The sequence below is a fragment of the Pedobacter alpinus genome, assembly GCF_042684645.1.
In the GTDB taxonomy this organism is placed as follows: Bacteria; Bacteroidota; Bacteroidia; order Sphingobacteriales; family Sphingobacteriaceae; genus Pseudopedobacter; species Pseudopedobacter alpinus.
The window spans coordinates 83,036-102,490 of record NZ_JBHULV010000028.1; the positions used below are offsets into that span (position 1 = coordinate 83,036).

At 33.0% G+C, this 19,455-nt stretch carries 20 protein-coding genes; 12 read left to right on the forward strand and 8 right to left on the reverse strand.

The genetic code is table 11. The features are described 5' to 3' along the window. The first annotated feature begins 184 nt into the window (after nt 1-184). From lepA to ACFSSE_RS09245, 7 genes are all read left to right on the forward strand, one after another. Nucleotides 185-1,969: a translation elongation factor 4 gene (lepA, locus tag ACFSSE_RS09215; protein ID WP_379043518.1), complete on the forward strand. Its 1,785-nt coding sequence runs from the start codon at nt 185-187 to the stop codon at nt 1,967-1,969. A gap of 220 nt (nt 1,970-2,189) precedes the next feature. Beyond that, nucleotides 2,190-2,447, forward strand: a complete 258-nt coding sequence (locus tag ACFSSE_RS09220; protein WP_379043521.1) for a DUF6364 family protein — start codon at nt 2,190-2,192, stop codon at nt 2,445-2,447. Beyond that, nucleotides 2,444-2,863 (forward strand): PIN domain-containing protein, encoded by a 420-nt coding sequence (locus tag ACFSSE_RS09225; RefSeq protein ID WP_379043524.1) that lies wholly within the window; start codon nt 2,444-2,446, stop codon nt 2,861-2,863. Before ACFSSE_RS09220 ends, ACFSSE_RS09225 begins: the two co-directional genes overlap by 4 nt. Nucleotides 2,864-2,938: 75 nt before the next feature. Beyond that, nucleotides 2,939-3,820 carry a bifunctional 5,10-methylenetetrahydrofolate dehydrogenase/5,10-methenyltetrahydrofolate cyclohydrolase gene (locus tag ACFSSE_RS09230; protein WP_379043527.1) on the forward strand — a complete coding sequence of 294 codons (882 nt, stop codon included), beginning with the start codon at nt 2,939-2,941 and terminating at the stop codon, nt 3,818-3,820. Between the two features lie 26 nt (nt 3,821-3,846). Beyond that, on the forward strand, nt 3,847-4,353 hold the full coding sequence (locus ACFSSE_RS09235; protein WP_379043530.1) for a YehS family protein: 507 nt from the start codon (nt 3,847-3,849) through the stop codon (nt 4,351-4,353). Between the two features lie 4 nt (nt 4,354-4,357). Beyond that, nucleotides 4,358-4,723: a VOC family protein gene (locus ACFSSE_RS09240; RefSeq protein WP_379043533.1), complete on the forward strand. Its 366-nt coding sequence runs from the start codon at nt 4,358-4,360 to the stop codon at nt 4,721-4,723. Between the two features lie 31 nt (nt 4,724-4,754). After that, complete coding sequence (locus ACFSSE_RS09245) at nt 4,755-5,198, forward strand: DUF2059 domain-containing protein (RefSeq protein WP_379043536.1); 444 nt, start codon at nt 4,755-4,757, stop codon at nt 5,196-5,198. Between the two features lie 79 nt (nt 5,199-5,277). On the opposite strand, the gene ACFSSE_RS09250 is transcribed toward ACFSSE_RS09245, so the two are convergent. Continuing rightward, nucleotides 5,278-6,033, reverse strand: a complete 756-nt coding sequence (locus ACFSSE_RS09250; RefSeq protein WP_379043539.1) for a lytic transglycosylase domain-containing protein — start codon at nt 6,031-6,033, stop codon at nt 5,278-5,280. Nucleotides 6,034-6,250: 217 nt separating this feature from the next. Between ACFSSE_RS09250 and ACFSSE_RS09255 the strand changes: the two genes are divergently transcribed. Beyond that, a complete protein-coding gene (locus tag ACFSSE_RS09255; RefSeq protein WP_379043542.1) occupies nt 6,251-7,894 on the forward strand; it encodes a pseudouridine synthase in 1,644 nt (547 codons plus the stop codon). Nucleotides 7,895-8,079: 185 nt separating this feature from the next. On the opposite strand, the gene ACFSSE_RS09260 is transcribed toward ACFSSE_RS09255, so the two are convergent. Further along, a complete protein-coding gene (locus ACFSSE_RS09260; protein ID WP_379043545.1) occupies nt 8,080-10,017 on the reverse strand; it encodes a KUP/HAK/KT family potassium transporter in 1,938 nt (645 codons plus the stop codon). Nucleotides 10,018-10,202: 185 nt separating this feature from the next. On the opposite strand from ACFSSE_RS09260, the gene ACFSSE_RS09265 reads away from it, so the two are divergent. From ACFSSE_RS09265 to bcp, 4 genes are all read left to right on the forward strand, one after another. After that, nucleotides 10,203-10,772 carry a T9SS type A sorting domain-containing protein gene (locus tag ACFSSE_RS09265; RefSeq protein WP_379043548.1) on the forward strand — a complete coding sequence of 190 codons (570 nt, stop codon included), beginning with the start codon at nt 10,203-10,205 and terminating at the stop codon, nt 10,770-10,772. 73 nt (nt 10,773-10,845) lie between these two features. Further along, on the forward strand, nt 10,846-11,457 hold the full coding sequence (locus ACFSSE_RS09270) for a fumarylacetoacetate hydrolase family protein (RefSeq protein WP_379043551.1): 612 nt from the start codon (nt 10,846-10,848) through the stop codon (nt 11,455-11,457). Nucleotides 11,458-11,472: 15 nt separating this feature from the next. Continuing rightward, entirely contained in the window at nt 11,473-13,194 is a 1,722-nt protein-coding gene (locus ACFSSE_RS09275; RefSeq protein WP_379043554.1) for a M23 family metallopeptidase, read from the forward strand. An 8-nt stretch (nt 13,195-13,202) separates the two neighbouring features. Beyond that, nucleotides 13,203-13,661: a thioredoxin-dependent thiol peroxidase gene (gene bcp, locus ACFSSE_RS09280; RefSeq protein WP_379043558.1), complete on the forward strand. Its 459-nt coding sequence runs from the start codon at nt 13,203-13,205 to the stop codon at nt 13,659-13,661. A 74-nt stretch (nt 13,662-13,735) separates the two neighbouring features. On the opposite strand, the gene ACFSSE_RS09285 is transcribed toward bcp, so the two are convergent. The 6 genes from ACFSSE_RS09285 to ACFSSE_RS09310 form a co-directional block, all read right to left on the reverse strand. Next, nucleotides 13,736-14,890: an aldose epimerase family protein gene (locus ACFSSE_RS09285; protein ID WP_379043561.1), complete on the reverse strand. Its 1,155-nt coding sequence runs from the start codon at nt 14,888-14,890 to the stop codon at nt 13,736-13,738. A 145-nt stretch (nt 14,891-15,035) separates the two neighbouring features. Beyond that, nucleotides 15,036-15,863 (reverse strand): bifunctional hydroxymethylpyrimidine kinase/phosphomethylpyrimidine kinase, encoded by an 828-nt coding sequence (gene thiD, locus ACFSSE_RS09290; RefSeq protein ID WP_379043564.1) that lies wholly within the window; start codon nt 15,861-15,863, stop codon nt 15,036-15,038. Nucleotides 15,864-15,874: 11 nt separating this feature from the next. Next, complete coding sequence (gene moeB, locus ACFSSE_RS09295; protein ID WP_379043567.1) at nt 15,875-16,933, reverse strand: molybdopterin-synthase adenylyltransferase MoeB; 1,059 nt, start codon at nt 16,931-16,933, stop codon at nt 15,875-15,877. Nucleotides 16,934-16,936: 3 nt separating this feature from the next. Beyond that, the gene (thiH, locus tag ACFSSE_RS09300; RefSeq protein WP_379043571.1) at nt 16,937-18,049 is read right to left on the reverse strand and encodes a 2-iminoacetate synthase ThiH; all 1,113 of its coding nucleotides are present in this window, start codon (nt 18,047-18,049) and stop codon (nt 16,937-16,939) included. Next, the gene (locus tag ACFSSE_RS09305) at nt 18,042-18,809 is read right to left on the reverse strand and encodes a thiazole synthase (RefSeq protein ID WP_379043574.1); all 768 of its coding nucleotides are present in this window, start codon (nt 18,807-18,809) and stop codon (nt 18,042-18,044) included. Before ACFSSE_RS09305 ends, thiH begins: the two co-directional genes overlap by 8 nt. Nucleotides 18,810-18,822: 13 nt before the next feature. Next, nucleotides 18,823-19,455: a thiamine phosphate synthase gene (locus tag ACFSSE_RS09310; RefSeq protein ID WP_379043577.1), complete on the reverse strand. Its 633-nt coding sequence runs from the start codon at nt 19,453-19,455 to the stop codon at nt 18,823-18,825.

Consider the following 19,455-nt stretch of genomic DNA (forward strand, 5'->3'; position numbering starts at 1 on the left):
AAAGACTATTTTAAAGTAGCGTCTGCAAAAAGGATAGCAGCGGCAGCTCCCATACCGATTTATCGGTATTTTTGGGACTACAGCGGATAGCTTGTGCCCTTTTCGGGGTTTGCCCAAATTAAACCAATAGCTTTACAAAATTGTTAATTAAAATTCTGCTTAAAAATCTATCTTTGCGTTTCAAATGAAGCATATACGTAATTTTTGCATTATTGCACACATCGATCATGGTAAGAGTACTCTTGCAGATCGCTTATTAGAATTCACTTCTACAGTTACCCAACGCGAGTCTCAAGCTCAATTGTTGGATAATATGGATTTAGAACGCGAGCGTGGTATCACTATAAAAAGTCATGCCATACAAATGAACTATATCCATGAGGGTCAGGAGTACATTTTAAACTTGATTGACACTCCAGGTCACGTAGATTTTTCTTACGAAGTTTCGCGTTCTATTGCAGCCTGCGAAGGTGCGTTATTGATTGTTGATGCTTCACAAGGTATTCAAGCGCAAACTATTTCTAACTTATATTTAGCTTTAGAACAAGATTTACATATTATACCAATTTTAAACAAAATGGATTTACCTGGGGCGATGCCAGAAGAGGTAAAAGACCAAATTGTTGACTTGATTGGTGGCGAACGTTCTGATATTATTCCTGCATCTGGTAAAACCGGATTAGGAATTCAAGATATTTTAACAGCAGTAATTAATAGAGTACCTCCACCAGTTGGTGATCCGGAGGCTCCTTTACAAGCTTTAATTTTCGATTCTGTTTTTAACTCTTTCCGCGGAATTATAGCCTATTTTAAAGTAGTAAATGGCGAAATTAGAAAGAACGACAGAGTAAAATTTGTTGCTACTGGCAAAGAATACATTGCAGATGAGGTTGGTATTTTAAAATTAAACCCTACACCAAAAGATGTTGTAAAAACTGGTGATGTAGGTTATATTATATCTGGTATTAAAGAAGCTCGTGAGGTAAAAGTTGGAGATACAATTGTATTAAGAGACAGACCCGCTTTGGGAATTCAAGGTTTTGAAGAGGTTAAACCGATGGTTTTTGCAGGAATTTACCCTGTAGATACTGATGAGTTTGAAGAATTACGTGAGGCAATGCACAAATTGCAACTTAACGATGCTTCTTTGGTTTTTGAGCCAGAATCTTCTGCGGCATTGGGTTTCGGTTTCCGTTGTGGATTTTTAGGAATGCTACACATGGAAATTATTCAAGAACGTTTAGAGCGTGAATTCGATATGACGGTTATTACGACTGTTCCTAACGTATCTTACGTTGCACATACTACTAAAGGCGATCCTTTTATAATTAACAACCCTTCAGAATTACCTGATCCTTCTAAATTAGAATTTGTTGAAGAACCTTTTATCAAGGCCAATATCATTACCAAAGCCGAGTTTGTTGGTCCGGTGATGTCTTTGTGTATCCAAAAAAGAGGGATGATTATGAACCAGCACTATTTAACTGCTGATAGGGTTGAATTGGTATTTGAAATGCCAATGGGCGAAATTGTATTTGATTTTTACGATAGATTAAAAACCATATCTAAAGGATATGCATCTTTTGATTATCACCAGATAGGTTATAAACAATCAGACTTGGTAAAATTAGATATTATGCTTAACGGCGAACATGTTGATGCTCTATCGTCTTTAATTCACAGAAGTAATTCTTACGATTTTGGTAAGCGTATTTGTGAAAAACTAAGGGAATTAATACCTCGCCAACAGTTTGATATTGCGATACAGGCTTCTATTGGGGCTAAAATTATTGCCCGCGAAAACGTAAAGGCTATGCGTAAAGATGTAACTGCTAAATGTTATGGTGGTGATATTTCGCGTAAACGTAAATTGTTAGAAAAACAGAAAAAAGGTAAAAAACGCATGCGCCAAGTGGGTAACGTAGAGATTCCACAATCAGCGTTTATGGCAGTTTTAAAGCTGGACTAAAATTAGTAGCAAAATTCGAGTATCAAGTAGCAAGACTGCAAGCGATTTATCTACTTGATACTCTTATTATTCTAACATCCAACAATTAATAACGGAATAAGAGCAGCTGGGTACTTGATACTAAATACTTCTAACCTCAGAAAACAAATCATACGTATTAAATATTCTTTGTTCACGTAATATTTTTATATCTTTGGATATCAAAATTAAATTATTTGCTATGGATACTAAATTAACACTCTCTTTTGATGAAGATATCATTAACAAGGCTAAAAAATATGCAGAGCGTAACAACATTAGCTTATCGCGTATGATAGAGCATTTGTTAACTAAAGTTGTAGAAAAACCTTACCAATCTTTAGAAGATTTCCCAATTTCTGATTGGGTAAGCATGGTTGCCGAAGGTGATGCCATTTATCAAACTAAAAAATCTAAAAAAACATCACAAAAAGATGAATTCTTTGCATCAAAAAAATGAAAGTTTTTTTAGATGCAAATGTTCTGGTAGCTGTTCTAAATAAAGAATATCCTGTTTTTTCTTACGCAGCCCGCATTTTAAGTTTGGCTGATCATCCTAAATTTACTTTATACACTTCTCCGGTTTGTTTAGCGATAGCCTACTATTTTGCCGAGAAAAAAACATCATCGAAAGTCGCAAAAACTAAAATTAGCTTGCTTTTAGAGCACATTCAAATTGCTGACAATGACAGGTTAGGAGTTACAAAAACCTTAGAAAATAAAAAAATATTAGATTTTGAGGATGGCTTAGAGTATTATGCAGCTTTAGAAAACAATTGCGAATGTATAGTAACAGAAAACTTAAAAGACTTCCATTTTTCGGAAATGGAAGTACTTAATTGCGAAGATTTTGCTGTGAAATATTTTGTAAAATAATCTTAATTCAGTTTAAGCATCTTTAAAAAATTTTAGCTTTGCATTCACATTAATATCAATCAAAACTTATATAAAATGATATTGTTAGACGGAAAACTCGTTTCGGAAGAATTAAAAAAGCAAATTGCTATTGAAGCGGCAGAAATGCTAGAAAAAACTGGTCGTAAACCTCACTTGGTTGCCGTTTTAGTAGGGAATGATGGCGGTAGCGAAACCTATGTTGCTAGTAAAATGCGTAACTGTGAGAAAGTTGGGTTTAAATCATCTTTATTAAGATACGATGAAACAGTTACCGAAGCTGAGTTACTAAATAAAATAGAAGAGCTAAACAAAGACAATTCAATAGATGGATTTATAGTTCAGTTGCCTTTACCAAAGCATATAGATCCTGATAAAGTTACTGAAGCCATTGACTATAAAAAAGATGTAGATGGTTTCCACCCTATTAACTTAGGGCGCATGCAAAGAAATTTACCTTGTTTTTTACCTGCTACTCCTTTTGGTATTATGTTGATGCTGGAGTTTTATGGTATTAAGACCGCGGGTAAAAATTGTGTAGTTATTGGAAGAAGTAACATTGTAGGTAGCCCAATGAGTGTTTTAATGGCCCGTAATGCAAATCCTGGAAATGCAACAGTTACACTTACACATAGCAAAACTCAAAATTTAAAAGAGCTTACACTTAAAGCGGATATTGTGATTGTAGCTATTGGCAAAAAGAATTACTTAACTGCTGATATGGTAAAAGATGGTGCTGTGGTGATTGATGTAGGCATGAACCGTGAAACATCTGATGTAACAAAATCTGGCTACAAGCTTTTTGGTGATGTTGATTTTGATAACGTAGCTCCAAAATGTTCGTACATCACTCCTGTACCAGGCGGCGTTGGATTAATGACGATTGTAAGCTTGTTAAGAAATACTTTGTCAGCAGCGAAGAAAGAGTTTTACAATTAAAAAGCTGAAAGGCTAAAGGCAACGAAATGAATACATCTAAATCAAATAATTTGACCAACAACGATATTTTACGCCGCTTACGCTATACTTTTGAACTGAGTGATGACCAAATGATTAAAGTTTTTGCATTAGCGGATAAGGAAGTAACGCGGGCAGAAATTAGCGAATGGTTAAAAAAAGACGATGCACCTGATTATAAACCTATTTACGACATTGATTTAGCTATATTTTTAACAGGATTTATCAATTTAAAAAGAGGTAAGAAAGAAGGTGAACAACCTAAGCCAGAAAAAAAATTAAACAATAATATCATTTTTAGAAAATTAAAAATTGCTTTAGCTTTTAAAGATGATGACATTATTGAAGTTTTACAGTTAGTCGATTTTAAAATTGGTAAAACAGAATTAAGCGCATTTTTCAGAAATCCTACTCAAAACCAATATCGCCCTTGTAAAGATCAAATACTGCGTAACTTTATTCACGGCATACAAGTTAAATTTAGAAACGATGCATCAGAAGATCTAAACGAGTAAAAATATGATTCCTTTTAAAAGAACAGACCACATTTTAATAAATGTCCCAATAGGTAAACTAGCCGAAGCTGGAGCTTTTTACGAAAAAGTTTTAGAACTTCCTATAATTTCAGGAGATAGGCCATTTAATGCTTTATGGTTTAAAATTGCTGATATAGAACTTCACATCATGGAAGAACAACAAGGTTTAAGTTCACAAAGGCATCCCGCATTTGAGGTAAGTGACTTAAAAATTGCAGAAGACTTTTTAAAATCTAAAGGAATTGAAATTAGTTACTCTACCGTAATTGAAGGCAGAGAACGTTTGTTTTTTAAAGATCCCTATCAAAATAGATTCGAACTATTGACTTATATATATAAAAATCACTAGTTCTATTAAAATTTAATCTACTTACCTTATTATGAAAAAAACTTTACTCACTGTGGCGTTCTTAATGTTTACAATATTTTCTTTATTTGCTCAAACATCAGCATCAAAAACAGAAAAAATCAAAACTTTTTTAGAAATTTCTGGATCTTCCAAAATGGGCATGCAAGCCATTAATCAAATTATTACTGCTTTTAAAACTCAACAGCCAAATATGAGTAATCATTTTTGGGATGATTTTCTAAAAGAAGTGAATGCTGATGATTTAACAAACCTGGTAATTCCTATTTACGACAAATATTATACGGAGAAAGATTTGGACGGCTTAATCGCATTTTATCAAACTGATTTAGGAAAAAGAGTTTTAGAAAAAACACCTCTAATTATGCAAGAATCTATGCAAGTAGGACAAGTTTGGGGGAAGGCAATGGGTGAAAAAGTAATAAAAAAGATTCAAGAAAATAAAGCCAAAAACTAAAGTTTTACTCCTGTTATCTTCTTAAAATAAATTAATAAAAAAACGAGCCAGAAATTAATTTCCGGCTCGTTTTCAATTATTAATCTTTAATGGCCATTAACTTTCTGCCATTACGAATTTTATACCCATAATCTTCAGGATGCTCAATCACTTCTTTCATAGAAATTAAACTATAAACATATTTACCTGTTTCGTGGTTTAAATCCATTTTAAAATAATCGTCAATATTTTGTTTATTAATTTGACGTTTCATTCTACCTTCGCCTCCATTATAAGCGGCGGCAGCTAATGTCCAACTGTTAAATTGCCTATGCAAATCTTTAATGTATTTTGCAGCAGCTACAGTAGCCAAACGCACATTCATTCGTTCATCTACATTATCGTTAACGGTTAAGCCGTAAGTTCTGGCTGTTTGAGGCATAAATTGCCATAATCCGGCAGCCCCTTTTGGCGAATATTGTCCTCTTTTCATCCCACTTTCAATTAAAGGGATGTACTTAAAATCGTCAGGAACACCGTATTTTTTCAAAATTGGCTCTATAATAGGAAACCAAATTTCTGACCTTTGATGTAGTTTAAGAGTTTGCATTGTTGAAAATGAGTTAGCTTTAAGTGCTCTCTTCATTTTATTATCTATGCGTTTATTCCCAGAGGGAAACAGTTCATTAGCAAATTCTAAGTCCTTTAAAAAATCATTTTCTGTAATTGTTCTTACCGATTTTAAACTTGGAATAATCGCTTTACTAATTGTACTGGAATAGCTGTAACCAAACATTTTTGTGAGTACACAAATTACTAACATTAAGCTACAAGCAAGTATGTGTTTTAACTTCATAATTCTTGTTTTATTTCCATTTAATAAAAAAGCAGGGCAAAGGTAAGTTTTATTTATCACATTATCAAATAGTTACAAAAACAAGTATTTTTAACCCTTTAAAACTCCATTAGTAAGCAAACCTAATTGCCTTATTAAAAGCTGTTAATAAACTTTCAAATTCTAAAGTTTTTTGTAACTTTGCACCCCTTAAAACAGGTATTAATTTAATAAGACCATGCCATTCAATAACAACAGGAACAGTCGCGACGACAAATCCGGAAAAGACTACAAAAACTCTGATAGATCTGAATCTGCCGGCAGATCAAACTCTGACAGCCGCTCTTCTTCAAGCTTTAACAAAGACAAAAAATCTTACGGTGATAAAAAAGAATTTTCTGGCGACAGAAAACCTTACGGAAGCCGTGATGGTGGAAATTCTTTTGCTGACAGAAAAGCTTACGGAGATAAGAGAGAAAATTCTAGTGATAAAAAACCTTATGGAACACGCGAAGGCGGAAGTTCTTACGGAGAAAAAAAACCTTATGGAACTCGCGATAGTGGAAGTTCTTACGGAGATAGAAAACCTTACGGTGATAAAAGAGAAGGTGCTGGTGACAGAAAACCTTATGGAAGCCGTGAAGGAGGAAGCTCTTACGGAGATAGAAAACCTTACGGTGATAAAAGAGAGGGTGCTGGTGACAGAAAACCTTATGGAAGCCGTGAAGGAGGAAGCTCTTACGGAGATAGAAAACCTTACGGTGATAAAAGAGAAGGTGCTGGTGACAGAAAACCTTATGGAAGCCGTGAAGGAGGAAGCTCTTACGGAGATAGAAAACCTTACGGTGATAAAAGAGAAGGTTCTGATGACAGAAAACCTTATGGAAACCGTGAAAGAGGAGGTTCTTACGGTGATAAAAAACCGTTTGGGGATAGAAACGAGGAAAACAGAAAACCATTTGTAAGCAGCGATAAAAGTTTCAACAAAGAGGATAGAAGAGAAGGTTTTTCAGAAGAGAAAAGAACATTTAAAGACAGAGGAGATAAGCCATACCGTAAAAGAAAAACGGATGATGATCAATCAAACGAATTTCAAGACGACCAAGTAAAGCTTAAAAGTAAAGGAAGCAATAAACCTGTTTTCAAAAAAGATGGAGATACCATTAGGTTAAATCGTTTTATTGCAAATTCCGGCATCTGTTCAAGAAGAAAAGCTGATGAACTAATTATAGCTGGTGTAGTAACTGTTAATGGCGAGGCTGTATCTGAATTGGGTACAAAAATCAACCCTGCTGTTGACCAGATTAGATACAACGGCGAGCTTTTAAAAAGAGAGAAAATGGTTTATGTTTTATTAAATAAACCTAAAGACTACATTACTACAACAGACGATCCTCAAGAACGTAAAACTGTAATGGAATTAGTTGACAAAGCAAGCAGAGAGCGAATTTACCCAGTTGGACGTTTAGATAGAAATACTACAGGTTTGTTATTATTAACAAATGATGGCGATTTAGCTGATAAACTTTCCCATCCAAAAAACAGCATCAGTAAAATTTATCATGTAGAATTGAATAAAAATTTAACTCAAGGAGATTTTAATAAAATTGCTTTTGGTTTAGAGCTTGAAGATGGTTTAATTAAACCAGACGAAGTTAAATATGTAACAGGCGGATCTAAAAACGAAATAGGAATTCAAATACATAGCGGAAAAAACCGCATTGTACGTCGTATTTTTGAAAGTTTAGGTTACGAGGTTATCAAATTAGACCGAGTAATTTATGCTAACTTAACTAAAAAGGATTTAACCCGTGGACGTTGGAGATATTTAACTGAAAAAGAAGTTATTCAATTAAAACATTTTACAAAAGGACAGTTTTAAGCATAAAACAATATTTTTAAAGCTTATTAAAAAAAAGGAGCATTGATATTAAATCATCATGCTCCTTTTTTTTAAAATGTTTGAATTTGTAAATGCGTTTTAAGATTTAGTTTTAAAAAAACTTAGCTTGTAGTGATATAAAGCCAAATCTAAATCCTCATTTGTAACAAGAATTTTTTAACGTATTAATTAACACGTACCAATTCTACTTTATCGTTTTCACTTATCATTAACGGTACTTTTTCTAAGGTTACAAAACTTAAATCTAAACCAAAACCCTTTTCTTCTGATAAACTAAAGTGTTTAAGCACAAAATAAAAATCTAAATTTACTTTATCCCAAAAAGATAGTTTATTAGAACTTGATAGTATTTTCTCTAAAACTACAAATCTAAAATCGCCTATAATATTGAATTTATTTAAAGAATTATATCTACTAACAATATCTACCTCGTGGTTTTTAACTAAATCTTCCACAACTTTCCTAAACAAAACACTTATTTTTTGTTCAACTCTAAAACCTAATTTAAAATCTATTCTAATTAATTTACCTGGTATTAGATGTTCTATTTTATAATCAGATTTATAGGGTTCATCAACCACGTCAACATGTACCAACCAATAAACATCCGCCCGTTTTGGTTTCTTTTGCACAATTGAGTAAATTATTTTTGACTCTATTTCTGATGAAAAGTTAGCACTTGTTAAATAAACTAATTGTGACGAATATTTTGGGATAGATTCGTCATTACTAAGTTCTTTAATAATATCGTAATACTGTTCTATCTCTACAAATTTAACATATCTGTTTTTTATTTTGCGAGCATTATACCATGCCCACATGACACTAAAAAGAACTAATCCTATTAAAACCGTAAACCAACCGCCATGCAAAAACTTTGTTACGTTACCTATAAAGAATGTCATCTCTATAGAGATATAAACAATTAAAAATAATGCAATTAAGTATTTTGGGTATTTCTTCTTTTTAAGATAAACAGCAACCAATATTGTGGTCATTAACATTGCAATGGTAATTGACAAACCGTAGGCTGCCTCCATCTCCTCTGATCTTTTAAACAGCAAAACCACACCTAAACAACCTACCCACAATAGCCAGTTCATACTTGGCACATATAATTGTCCTTTTTCTTCTGAAGGATAATTAATTTTAACCTTGGGCCAAATATTTAACCTTACAGCTTCTGATATTAATGTAAACGACCCAGAAATTAACGCTTGACTTGCAATAATTGCAGCCGCTGTTGCTATTGAAATACCAAAAATCAGGAACCAATCTGGCATCATCCTGTAAAAAGGATTTCTACCATCCAATAATTCGTTTTGAATATCCCATAAGTAAACACCTTGCCCAAAGTAGTTTAGTAATAAACATGTTTTAACGTATATCCAGCTAACCCTTATATTTCTTCTTCCACAATGCCCTAAATCAGAATATAAAGCTTCTGCACCAGTAGTACATAAAAAAACAGCACCCAAAATACCTAAAGCACCTGGGTTTGTTACCAACAAGTTAACAGCATAGTAAGGATTTAACGCTGCTAAAATAACGGGGTATTTAACGATATAACTAAGGCCCAAAACGCCCATCATACTAAACCAAACAAACATTATTGGGCCAAAAGCCTTACCTACTATTGAAGTACCAAACTGTTGAATGATGAACAAAGCAGTGATAATTGCGATAACTATAGGGATGGTTTGTAAGTTTGGATAAAATATTTCTAACCCTTCTATCGCAGCAGAAATTGTAATTGGGGGTGTAATTATACCATCAGCTAAAAGTGCACAACCACCGATGATTGCAGGCACAACCAACCATTTTGCTTTCCTTTTTACTAAAGAATAAAGAGAAAATATCCCACCCTCTCCTTTATTATCAGCTTTTAAAGTAATTAAAACATACTTAATTGTGGTTTGCAAGGTTAATGTCCAAAAAACGCAACTTAAACCGCCCAAAATCAGTTCTTTGGTTATGGTGCGATCTCCAATAATTGCTTTAAAAACGTATAATGGGGAAGTCCCAATATCTCCGTAAATTATCCCTAAGCTTATTAAAACACCTGCCGCAGATAACTTATTTAAATTCTTATGATTAGACACAATAGTTATGAATGAGGATGCAAAAGTAAATCAAAAATAATAATTAGCAACTTTTAAATTTATTACTCGTAAAAAAAATAAGTCAACGTTTTTGTTAATGTTAAAATATGTTAACAGCAAAAAATACAGGTTATAGTATATAAATATTAAAAATTTTATTTATACTTTTGTATTAATTAAACGACATGGAAAATAAATACTTTAAAAATACGTTTCGGGCATTTTTAATTGTTGCGGTTTTAGCAACAGTATTGCCAACGTTTGCAAAAAGTATTTCTTTCAATTCTGATTCACTAACAAAAGCTGCTTTAAAATTTAAAGATAACAGACCTAATAGACCTGTTTTCAATAATGCATTTAAAACAGATTTTGATGCGTTTATGTACAAAATGACTTCTTTAAAAACTGGTTTATCAAGTACAGAAAATTCAAGTGCATCAACAAAATCTCAAAGTACAAAATCAATTTCAACTGTAAGTTTAGATTTACAGAAACCAATTGATAATGTTAAGGTTTATCCAAACCCAGTATCAGATCAACTTAATTTATCTTACTCTCTTAAAAAAGAGAGTTTAGTTACTATTAAAATATTAGACGTTTTAGGTAATGACGTGGCAACGCTGCTTAATCAAAAATTAAATGCAGGTTACCAAAACAATAAGTTTTTGATTGATTCTAAATTAAATAGTGGATTTTATTTTGTGAGAATTATTGCCGGTTCAGATTCTATTGTTAAAAGAATATCTGTACTTTAATAAAAACTTTTATATTGATAAGCCCTGATGAGATTCATTAGGGCTTTTTTTATTATTATTGATAATTAAATTTATGAAAATTATAGCAATTGGCAGAAATTACAGCGAACATGCCAAAGAATTAAATAACCCAGTACCAGAAAAACCGGTTTTATTTTTAAAACCAGACACTGCTGTTTTAAAAGGTAATAAGCCTTTTTATCACCCAAATTTCTCAAACGACATTCATCATGAAATTGAGATTGTTTTAAAAATTTGTAAAGAAGGAAAATTTATAGCCGAAAAATTTGCAGACAAATATTTTGAAGAAATTGGTTTAGGAATTGATTTTACAGCAAGAGATTTGCAGGCACAACAGAAAGAAAAAGGTTTGCCTTGGGAAATTGCAAAAGCATTTGATAACTCGGCACCCATAAGCGAGTTTATCGCAAAAACAGAGTTAGGAGATTTAAATAGCTTAGATTTTAATTTATTGATAAATGATAAAGTTAAACAGACAGGCAATAGTTCTCAAATGCTTTTTAACTTTAACCAGATAATTAGTTACGCCTCACAGTTTTTTACTCTAAAAAAAGGTGATTTAATTTTTACAGGCACACCTGCTGGTGTTTCCAAAGTAAATATCGGAGATCAACTTAAAGGCTATTTGAATCAAAAAGAATTATTAAATTTTGAAATAAAATAGTTTAGTTAATTTTATATGAATTTAAAAAAATTTGGCTTAATACTTTTTTTAAGTATCTGCATATCTTTGCCTAGCTTAAAGGCTCAACAAGGTACTTTACCCGCAATTTCTCAAGATTATTTCCGAAGCCCTTTAAATATTCCTTTATTATTGGCTGGAAATTTCGGAGAAATTAGATCTAACCATTTTCATTCTGGAATAGATATTAAAACCAACCAAAGAGAAGGCTATCCTGTATTTGCTGTTGCAGACGGATATATTTCGAGGCTAAGAGTACAAATTGGAGGATTTGGGAATGCTTTATACATTAATCATCCAAACGGAATCACTAGTGTATATGCGCATTTGCAAAAATACAATCCATTAATTGCTAATAGAACAAAAAAGCTACAATATAACCAACAAAGTTTTGCTATTGATGTTTCACTTACTCCTATAGAAATTCCTGTAAAAAAAGGAGATATCATCGCATATTCTGGCAATACTGGAAGTTCTGCTGGACCACATTTACATTTTGAATTGCGTGATAGTAAAACCGAAGAAACAATAAACCCGCAAACATTAGGTATAAAAATAAAAGACACAATAAGACCTCGAATTAGTGCATTTTATGTATATCAAACCAGCAAAAATCCTTTTAGCGAGTTTACCCCAAAACAATACTACCCTACTTTTGCTGCCGATAATGGAAAATATAATTTAGGAAAAACTGGTGTTATTAATGTTAATGGTGAGTTTGGTATAGGCATTTCTGCTATTGACCAACAAAACGGCACCTCAAATAAAAATGGTTTATTTTCTACCACTATTAAATTAGATGGTAACACGGTATATGAAACTGTTATTAGCAAGTTTGCTTTTGAAAATTCAAGAGCTATAAATGCTTATATAGATTATTATAGCAAATTAAGTTCGGGCAGGGTTATTCAAAAAGGTTTTGCTGCCGATAATCCAAAAGTTAAGTTTTTTACTACTTTAAAAAACAATGGATTAATGGAACTTAACGATAATAAAATCCATCAGATAGACTATATTTTAAAAGATATTGAAGGAAATGAATCTGTTTTAATTGTTAAAGTAAAAAACAATCCCAATATTATTATTAAAAACAGGCCAAAAGATGGCGTTTTTATGAGTTATAAAACCGAAAATAAATTTTCTAACCAAAGCTTATCTTTAAAATTACCGGAGGGTGCTTTGTATAACGATTTTTATTTTGATTATGCTGAGAAAGCTAAACCGAGCTATGCGGCATCAAAAGTTTATCAATTGCACAATAAATATACGCCAATTCACAACCCATTTGATTTAGCAATTAAGGTTGATTCTAATTACTTAAATTATGCTGATAAAATAATTATTTTTCAGCTAGAAACTGGTGCACAGGGCGGAATCTATAAAGACGGTTATGTAAATGCAAAGCCTAAAACTTTTGGAAATTTTTGTTTAAGGGTGGATAGTGTTGCGCCAACAATTACCCCAATTGGTCTCAAAGAAGGCATAAACTTATCTAAACAGGCTAATGTATCTTTTAGAATTTCTGACAATTTATCGGGTATAAAAAGTTTTAATACTTATATTGATGAGCAATGGGTACTGGCAGAATTTGATTCAAGAAATGGTAAGCTTTGGCATACTTTTGACGAAAAAACTGGTTTTGGTAAACATAATTTAAAATTAGTTGTTACCGATAATAAAGAGAATACTAAAACATACAGTATAAATTTCTATAGATAAAAAAACATATGGCAGATTTAAAAGTTGGTGAACTTGCACCAGATTTTACGGCAAACAACCAAAATGGAGAAGCAGTTTCACTTTCGGGCTTTAAAGGTAAGAAAGTGATTTTATACTTTTATCCAAAAGATAATACGCCCGGCTGCAACGCTGAAGCTTGTAATTTTAGAGATAATTACCAATTTTTTAAAGGTAAAGGTTTTGAGGTTATTGGGGTGAGCACTGACGATGAAAAATCGCACAAAAAATTTGAAACAAAGTTTGAGCTTCCATTTAATTTAATTGCTGATACTGAAAAAAAGATAGTAGAAGCTTATGGAGTTTGGGTAGAGAAAAGTATGTATGGAAAAACATATATGGGTACATCTCGCAAAACATTTGTAATTGATGAGGAAGGGAAAATTTCTTTAATTGTTGAAAAAGTAGATACAAAAAATGCCTCTCAACAATTGTTAGATTTAATGTAGAACTTCCCTAAATTAAAGAATAAGAGGCTCTTAAATTATTTAATTTAAGAGCCTCTTTGCTTAATTCAAAAATCTTATTTCTTAACAGAAAACTGAAAGTATGAAACTGATTTAAAAGTTTCGCCCGGGCTTAATGTGGTAGAAGGAAAATTAGGGTGATTTGGAGAATCAGGGAAATGCTGAGTTTCTAAACAGAAAGCAGTTCTGAAATCGTCTTTAACCCCATTTTTAAAAGTATTTTTCCCGCTCATAAAGTTACCACTGTAAAATTGGATTCCTGGTTCCTCTGTATAAACATCCATAATAATACCAGTTTTATCACCTATCACTTTCGCAGCATGCTTCATCTCGCCTTTATCACTTAAAACATAGTTATGGTCATAACCTTTTCCATACTTTAACTGTTGATCATCTGCCTCAATTCTTTCGCCAATAGTAAGCATGTTATTAAAATCAAAAGGAGTCCCTGCAACTTTAACAATTTCACCTGTAGGAATTAAATTAGAATCAACAGGAGTAAATTCATTCGCAAAGATTTGCACTTGATGATTCAAGATAGTTCCACTCCCCTCTCCATTCAAATTAAAATAAGCATGGTTTGTTAAATTTAAAATTGTTTTCTTATCAGTAATAGCTTCATAAGAAATTTTTAAAGCATTTTTTGAAGTTAACTGATAAATCACCTTCACCGTTAAGTTACCCGGAAAGCCCATTTCTCCATCTTTAGCCAAATGAGAGAATTGTAAGGTGGTATCATTCAATTTTTCTGCATCCCAAACTATACTTTGGTAGCCATCAGGGCCTCCATGCAACATATTAGGACCATCATTAGTTGGCGCTTGGTAATCTACGCCATCAATTGAATATTTACCTTTACCAATTCTATTTGCATAACGACCAATGATTGCTCCATAATAAGGATCAGTTGAAGCAATAAAATCTTTAATTGAGTTAAAGCCAACAACTACATCAGTCATTTCTCCATTTGAAGATGGAACCATTAAGCTGGTGATTTTAGCACCGTAATTAGTAAATTTTGCCACTACATGATTGGCATTTTCTAATTCATAAGCTGATACTTTTTTCTCTGCTATAACTGTGTCAAACAAACTGCTATCTATTTTTAGGCTATCAGTACCATCTCCTGATTTAGTATTGTTTTGACAAGATGCTAAACCTAAAAAGCCGGCACATAAACAGGCTAAATAAACGTGTAAACTTTTCATCATTAAAATTAATTTAAAATTAGGTATAAATTATATTGGCTATTTTCCAGTATTAAAATTGAAATAAATATCTACAAATTTTAATATATGTCAATTATACACTTTTTATTTTTTAAATTGAAATTTAAGCAGATTTACAAATCATTGATTAGATCATCTTTATTAATTTTTGAGGTTCAAAAAAATGATTTAATGGTCCGTTCCCGCTTCCTACTTTCACATTAGCTCCTTGCAAAATAGATTGATGCACATAATTTCCAGATCTTTCTACAGCTGCTAGCAAACTAAAACCTTGCGCTAAATAAACCGCAATTGCTGATGATAAAGTACAACCTGTTCCATGTAAGTTTTGGCTATTGATTTTTTCTGAAATAAACTGGTGTTGATGACCTTCCTGGTTTTGATAAAAGTTAATAAGCTGCTCCCCATGTAAATGCCCACCTTTTATCAATACATTTTTCAATCCTAGTTTTAAAAGTTTAGAAGCCACATTTTTCATATCCTCTAAATTCTTAACTGCTTGCTGAGTTAATTGAGTAGCTTCATTAAGATTTGGAGTTAGTAGTATTATAATTGGAAAAAGATGCGCTTGAAATGCTTTTAATGTATCTTTTTGCATCAAACTATCGCCAGAACTGGCAGACATCACCGGGTCAAAAATGATGGGAATATTTGGGTAATTCTTTAAAGTTTCCGCAACTGCAATTACAATTTCAGCACTGTAAAGCATTCCAATTTTAATAGCGAGAGGTTGAATGTCATCCATTACTGCAATAATTTGCTGCTTCACGATTTCTGAAGGGATGGGATGAACAGCAGAAATACCTAAAGTATTTTGTGCAGTAACTGCGGAAATTACACTTGTTCCGTAGCAACCTAAAGCAGCAAAAGTTTTTAGATCTGCTTGGATGCCAGCACCTCCGCCACAATCAGAACCAGCAATGCTTAAAACCGGTAAATATTTAAAACTTTTCATTTTAAAAAAACCTAGCTAGCTAAAACACCATCTTTTAGATACAAAATTGAACCCTCATAAAGCGGCTTCACTAGTTTTGCAGCTAACTTACTACGTTGACTACTTTGACAACAGAAAACCAATATTTTTCCTAATGGAATTTCGGCTAAGCGTTCTTTCAATTCATACAGAGGAATATTAATTCCTCCAATATTAAAATCTTGATACTCGTATTCCTCCCGAACATCTATTAAACAAATATTTGAAGGTTCTTGATTCAATTGGTGTATCAAATCAGCAATATTTATAGGTGTTTCCTCGCTATCCGCTTCACTTATACTTTCGTTATTTGATTTTACAAAATTTTTATAACTTGGCTTAAAGCCGAAAACTTGCATATTGCCATCTAAAGCATTAAACGTTAATAATTTGCCCGATAAAACTTTGCCAATTCCAGTAATTACTTTTATCGCTTCGTTAGCCATTAGTGTTCCTATAATTCCAGGTAAAACCCCAATTACACCTATTTCAGCACAGTTAGGCACTTCATGTTTTTGTGGAGCTTCAGGAAAAATATCTCGGTATTGCGCACCGTATTTATAATTAAAAACCGAAACTTGCCCTTCAAACTTAAATATAGAACCAAAAACTAAGGTTTTGTTAAGTTCAACGCAGGTATCGTTTACCAAATAGCGAGTCGGAAAATTATCAGAACCATCAATTATTAAATCATAATTAGCAAAAATTGAAGATGAGTTATCTGCGTTTAGCCTTTCTGTAAAAGTTTCAATTTTTATAAAAGGATTCAGTTTTTTAAGCTTTTGAGCTGCGGCCTCTGCTTTTTTTAAACCAATATCTTCATGAAAATATAAAATTTGACGATGCAAATTGGTTTCATCCACCACATCATCATCTATAATTCCTATTTCTCCCACTCCTGCAGCTGCTAAATACTGTAAAACAGGACAGCCTAAACCTCCGGCACCAATCATTAAAACTTTGGCGCTTTTCAATTTCCCCTGCCCTTTCAACCCTAATTCGGGCAAAATCATTTGTCGGCTATACCTTTTTAATTCTTCTTTTTGCAACATTGTTTAAGCTAAAGCATTATCCCAATCCTTCCAAACTGGCTCATAACCTTGTTTTTTAATCATATCCGCAATTTCTGCAGGAGTGCGTTCATCAGAAATCTCAAATTGCTCTAACGATTCCAGCTCAACCACATAACCACCAGGATTTGTTTTTGAACCCGCACTTATGGAAGTAATACCCAATTTAATGATATTATTTCTAAACTTTTCGGTTTCCCGAGTAGAAATGGATAATTCTACTTCTTCATTAAATATCCGATAAGCAAAAATCAGCTGTGCTAATTCTTTATCAGACATTTCTATTTTCGGTTCTAAACCTCCGCTAAATGGGCGTAAACGAGGGAAAGACAAGCTATACTTACTTTGCCAATATTTTTTTTCGAGGTAGTTTAAGTGCAGGGCGGTAAAGAAACAATCTGTTCGCCAATCTTCTAAGCCTATTAAAACTCCCAAACCCATTTTATGAATACCGGCTTCGCCTAATCTATCTGGAGTATTAATGCGGTATTCGAAATTAGATTTTTTCCCTTTCGGGTGATGTTTTTTATAATCTTCTTGATGATAAGTTTCCTGATAAACCAACACCGTATTTAAACCATAAGGTTTTAATTCTTGATAATCTTCCAAATCTAACGGTTGCACTTCCATAGAAATATGGGCAAAATGCGGACGAATCAATTCCAAAACTTTCTTGAAATAATCTACATGAACGGTTTGGTTGGCTTCACCAGTTACCAAAAGCACATGATCGTAACCCATTTCCTTGATTGCAGTAACTTCCTGCATAACTTCTATCGGCGAAAGTGTTTTGCGTTTTACCTTGTTATCTAAACTGAAACCGCAATAAGTACAAATATTATTGCACTCGTTAGAGAGGTAAAGCGGGACATACATTTGTAGCACATTACCAAAACGCTTTAAAGTTAATTGCTGACTCAAAGCTGCCATCTGCTCTAAAAAAGGTGCTGCAGCAGGAGAAACCAAAGCTTTAAAATCTTCTAAAGTTCTTTTTTGGGTAGCTAAAGCATTTTTCACATCCTCGCTTGTTTTAGCGTAAATACTGGCTTTGGTTTTGTCCCAATCGTAAGTTTTAAAGAGTTCAAAAAAGTTATTCATCTAAAAAAGAGGTTAAAGGGCTACTTGCTACAGCATGATTTACAGGTTTTGCTAGTTTGGCTTCAAAAGCCATTCGCCCAGCTTCTACAGCCATTTTAAAAGCCAAAGCCATTTGTATGGGATTACTTGAAACTGCAATGGCAGTATTTACCAAAACTGCATCGGCACCTATTTCCATGGCTTTTGCAGCATCAGATGGCGCTCCAATTCCGGCGTCAATAATTACAGGAACATTACTTTGGCTGATGATGATTTCTAAAAAATCGATGGTTTTTAAACCTTTATTACTACCAATTGGCGAACCTAAAGGCATTACTGCTGCTGTTCCAACTTCTTCCAAACGTTTACACAAAACCGGATCGGCGTGGATGTATGGCAAAACAATGAAACCTAGTTTGGCCAACTCTTCGGTAGCTTTTAAGGTCTCAATAGCATCTGGCATTAAATATTTTGGATCGGGATGAATTTCCAATTTAATCCAATTGGTTTCTAAAGCTTCCCTTGCCAATTGTGCTGCAAAAACCGCTTCTTTGGCATTTCTTACTCCTGAAGTATTTGGTAATAAATTGATATGAGGATATTTCAAATGGATAAGGATATCATCATCATCTTGCTTTTTTACATCTACTCTTTTTAGGGCAACGGTAACCAGTTCTGTTGCTGAAGCTACTAAAGCTTCTTCCATTAAATGTGGTGAACTAAATTTTCCGGTGCCTGTGAAAAGGCGAGAAGTAAATATTTTATCTGCTATTTTTAACATTATAATTGATTTTCTAAAGTCGATTTTCTAATTTTTTATTAATCTGAGCTATTATATTTTCTTGATTTTCAGCATAATTAATAGCGCCAGAAACCGCAACTCCATAAATTCCTGTTTCTGAAATAACTGAAATATCTGCTAATTCTATTCCACCAATGGCTATTATTGGAATTTTTATATCTCTATAATTTATTTCTTTGATTAGCGATTGATAACCCGCTAAACCTAAAATTGGACTTAAGTTTTTCTTGGTTTTGGTAAATCTGTAAGGACCCAAGCCAATATAATCTGCACCTTCTTCTACTCTTAGTAAAATATGTGCTAAGGTATTTGCTGTTCCGCCGATAATCATTTGATCTCCAACAATTGCCCTCGCTGCTGGAATACTCATATCTTGTAAACCTAAATGTAAGCCATCGGCTTTTACTTCAATAGCAATTTCAGGGTAATCGTTAATGATGAGTTTGGCTTTATAAGCATTACAAAGTTGGCGAGCGGCTATAGCAGCATCTAAAACAAAATCTAAAGGTTCATCTTTTATGCGTAACTGAATCCATTTGCAACCTGCTTTTAGTGCATTTTCTATCGCCTTTAAATGCGAGATTTCCGAATTGCTTTGTGAGATATAGTGTAATTGACTGATCAT

Excerpts from the sequence above, each read along its gene's own strand:
- ACFSSE_RS09245 (WP_379043536.1), top strand. The coding sequence starts at position 4,755 with ATGAAAAAAACTTTACTCACTGTGGCGTTCTTAATGTTTACAATATTT.
- bcp (WP_379043558.1), top strand. The coding sequence starts at position 13,203 with ATGGCAGATTTAAAAGTTGGTGAACTTGCACCAGATTTTACGGCAAAC.
- ACFSSE_RS09250 (WP_379043539.1), bottom strand. The coding sequence starts at position 6,033 with ATGAAGTTAAAACACATACTTGCTTGTAGCTTAATGTTAGTAATTTGT.
- ACFSSE_RS09225 (WP_379043524.1), top strand. The coding sequence starts at position 2,444 with ATGAAAGTTTTTTTAGATGCAAATGTTCTGGTAGCTGTTCTAAATAAA.
- ACFSSE_RS09240 (WP_379043533.1), top strand. The coding sequence starts at position 4,358 with ATGATTCCTTTTAAAAGAACAGACCACATTTTAATAAATGTCCCAATA.
- lepA (WP_379043518.1), top strand. The coding sequence starts at position 185 with ATGAAGCATATACGTAATTTTTGCATTATTGCACACATCGATCATGGT.
- ACFSSE_RS09220 (WP_379043521.1), top strand. The coding sequence starts at position 2,190 with ATGGATACTAAATTAACACTCTCTTTTGATGAAGATATCATTAACAAG.
- thiD (WP_379043564.1), bottom strand. The coding sequence starts at position 15,863 with ATGAAAAGTTTTAAATATTTACCGGTTTTAAGCATTGCTGGTTCTGAT.
- ACFSSE_RS09235 (WP_379043530.1), top strand. The coding sequence starts at position 3,847 with ATGAATACATCTAAATCAAATAATTTGACCAACAACGATATTTTACGC.
- ACFSSE_RS09285 (WP_379043561.1), bottom strand. The coding sequence starts at position 14,890 with ATGATGAAAAGTTTACACGTTTATTTAGCCTGTTTATGTGCCGGCTTT.
- ACFSSE_RS09275 (WP_379043554.1), top strand. The coding sequence starts at position 11,473 with ATGAATTTAAAAAAATTTGGCTTAATACTTTTTTTAAGTATCTGCATA.
- ACFSSE_RS09310 (WP_379043577.1), bottom strand. The coding sequence starts at position 19,455 with ATGATCAGTCAATTACACTATATCTCACAAAGCAATTCGGAAATCTCG.
- ACFSSE_RS09255 (WP_379043542.1), top strand. The coding sequence starts at position 6,251 with ATGCCATTCAATAACAACAGGAACAGTCGCGACGACAAATCCGGAAAA.
- ACFSSE_RS09305 (WP_379043574.1), bottom strand. The coding sequence starts at position 18,809 with ATGTTAAAAATAGCAGATAAAATATTTACTTCTCGCCTTTTCACAGGC.
- moeB (WP_379043567.1), bottom strand. The coding sequence starts at position 16,933 with ATGTTGCAAAAAGAAGAATTAAAAAGGTATAGCCGACAAATGATTTTG.
- ACFSSE_RS09270 (WP_379043551.1), top strand. The coding sequence starts at position 10,846 with ATGAAAATTATAGCAATTGGCAGAAATTACAGCGAACATGCCAAAGAA.
- ACFSSE_RS09230 (WP_379043527.1), top strand. The coding sequence starts at position 2,939 with ATGATATTGTTAGACGGAAAACTCGTTTCGGAAGAATTAAAAAAGCAA.
- ACFSSE_RS09265 (WP_379043548.1), top strand. The coding sequence starts at position 10,203 with ATGGAAAATAAATACTTTAAAAATACGTTTCGGGCATTTTTAATTGTT.
- thiH (WP_379043571.1), bottom strand. The coding sequence starts at position 18,049 with ATGAATAACTTTTTTGAACTCTTTAAAACTTACGATTGGGACAAAACC.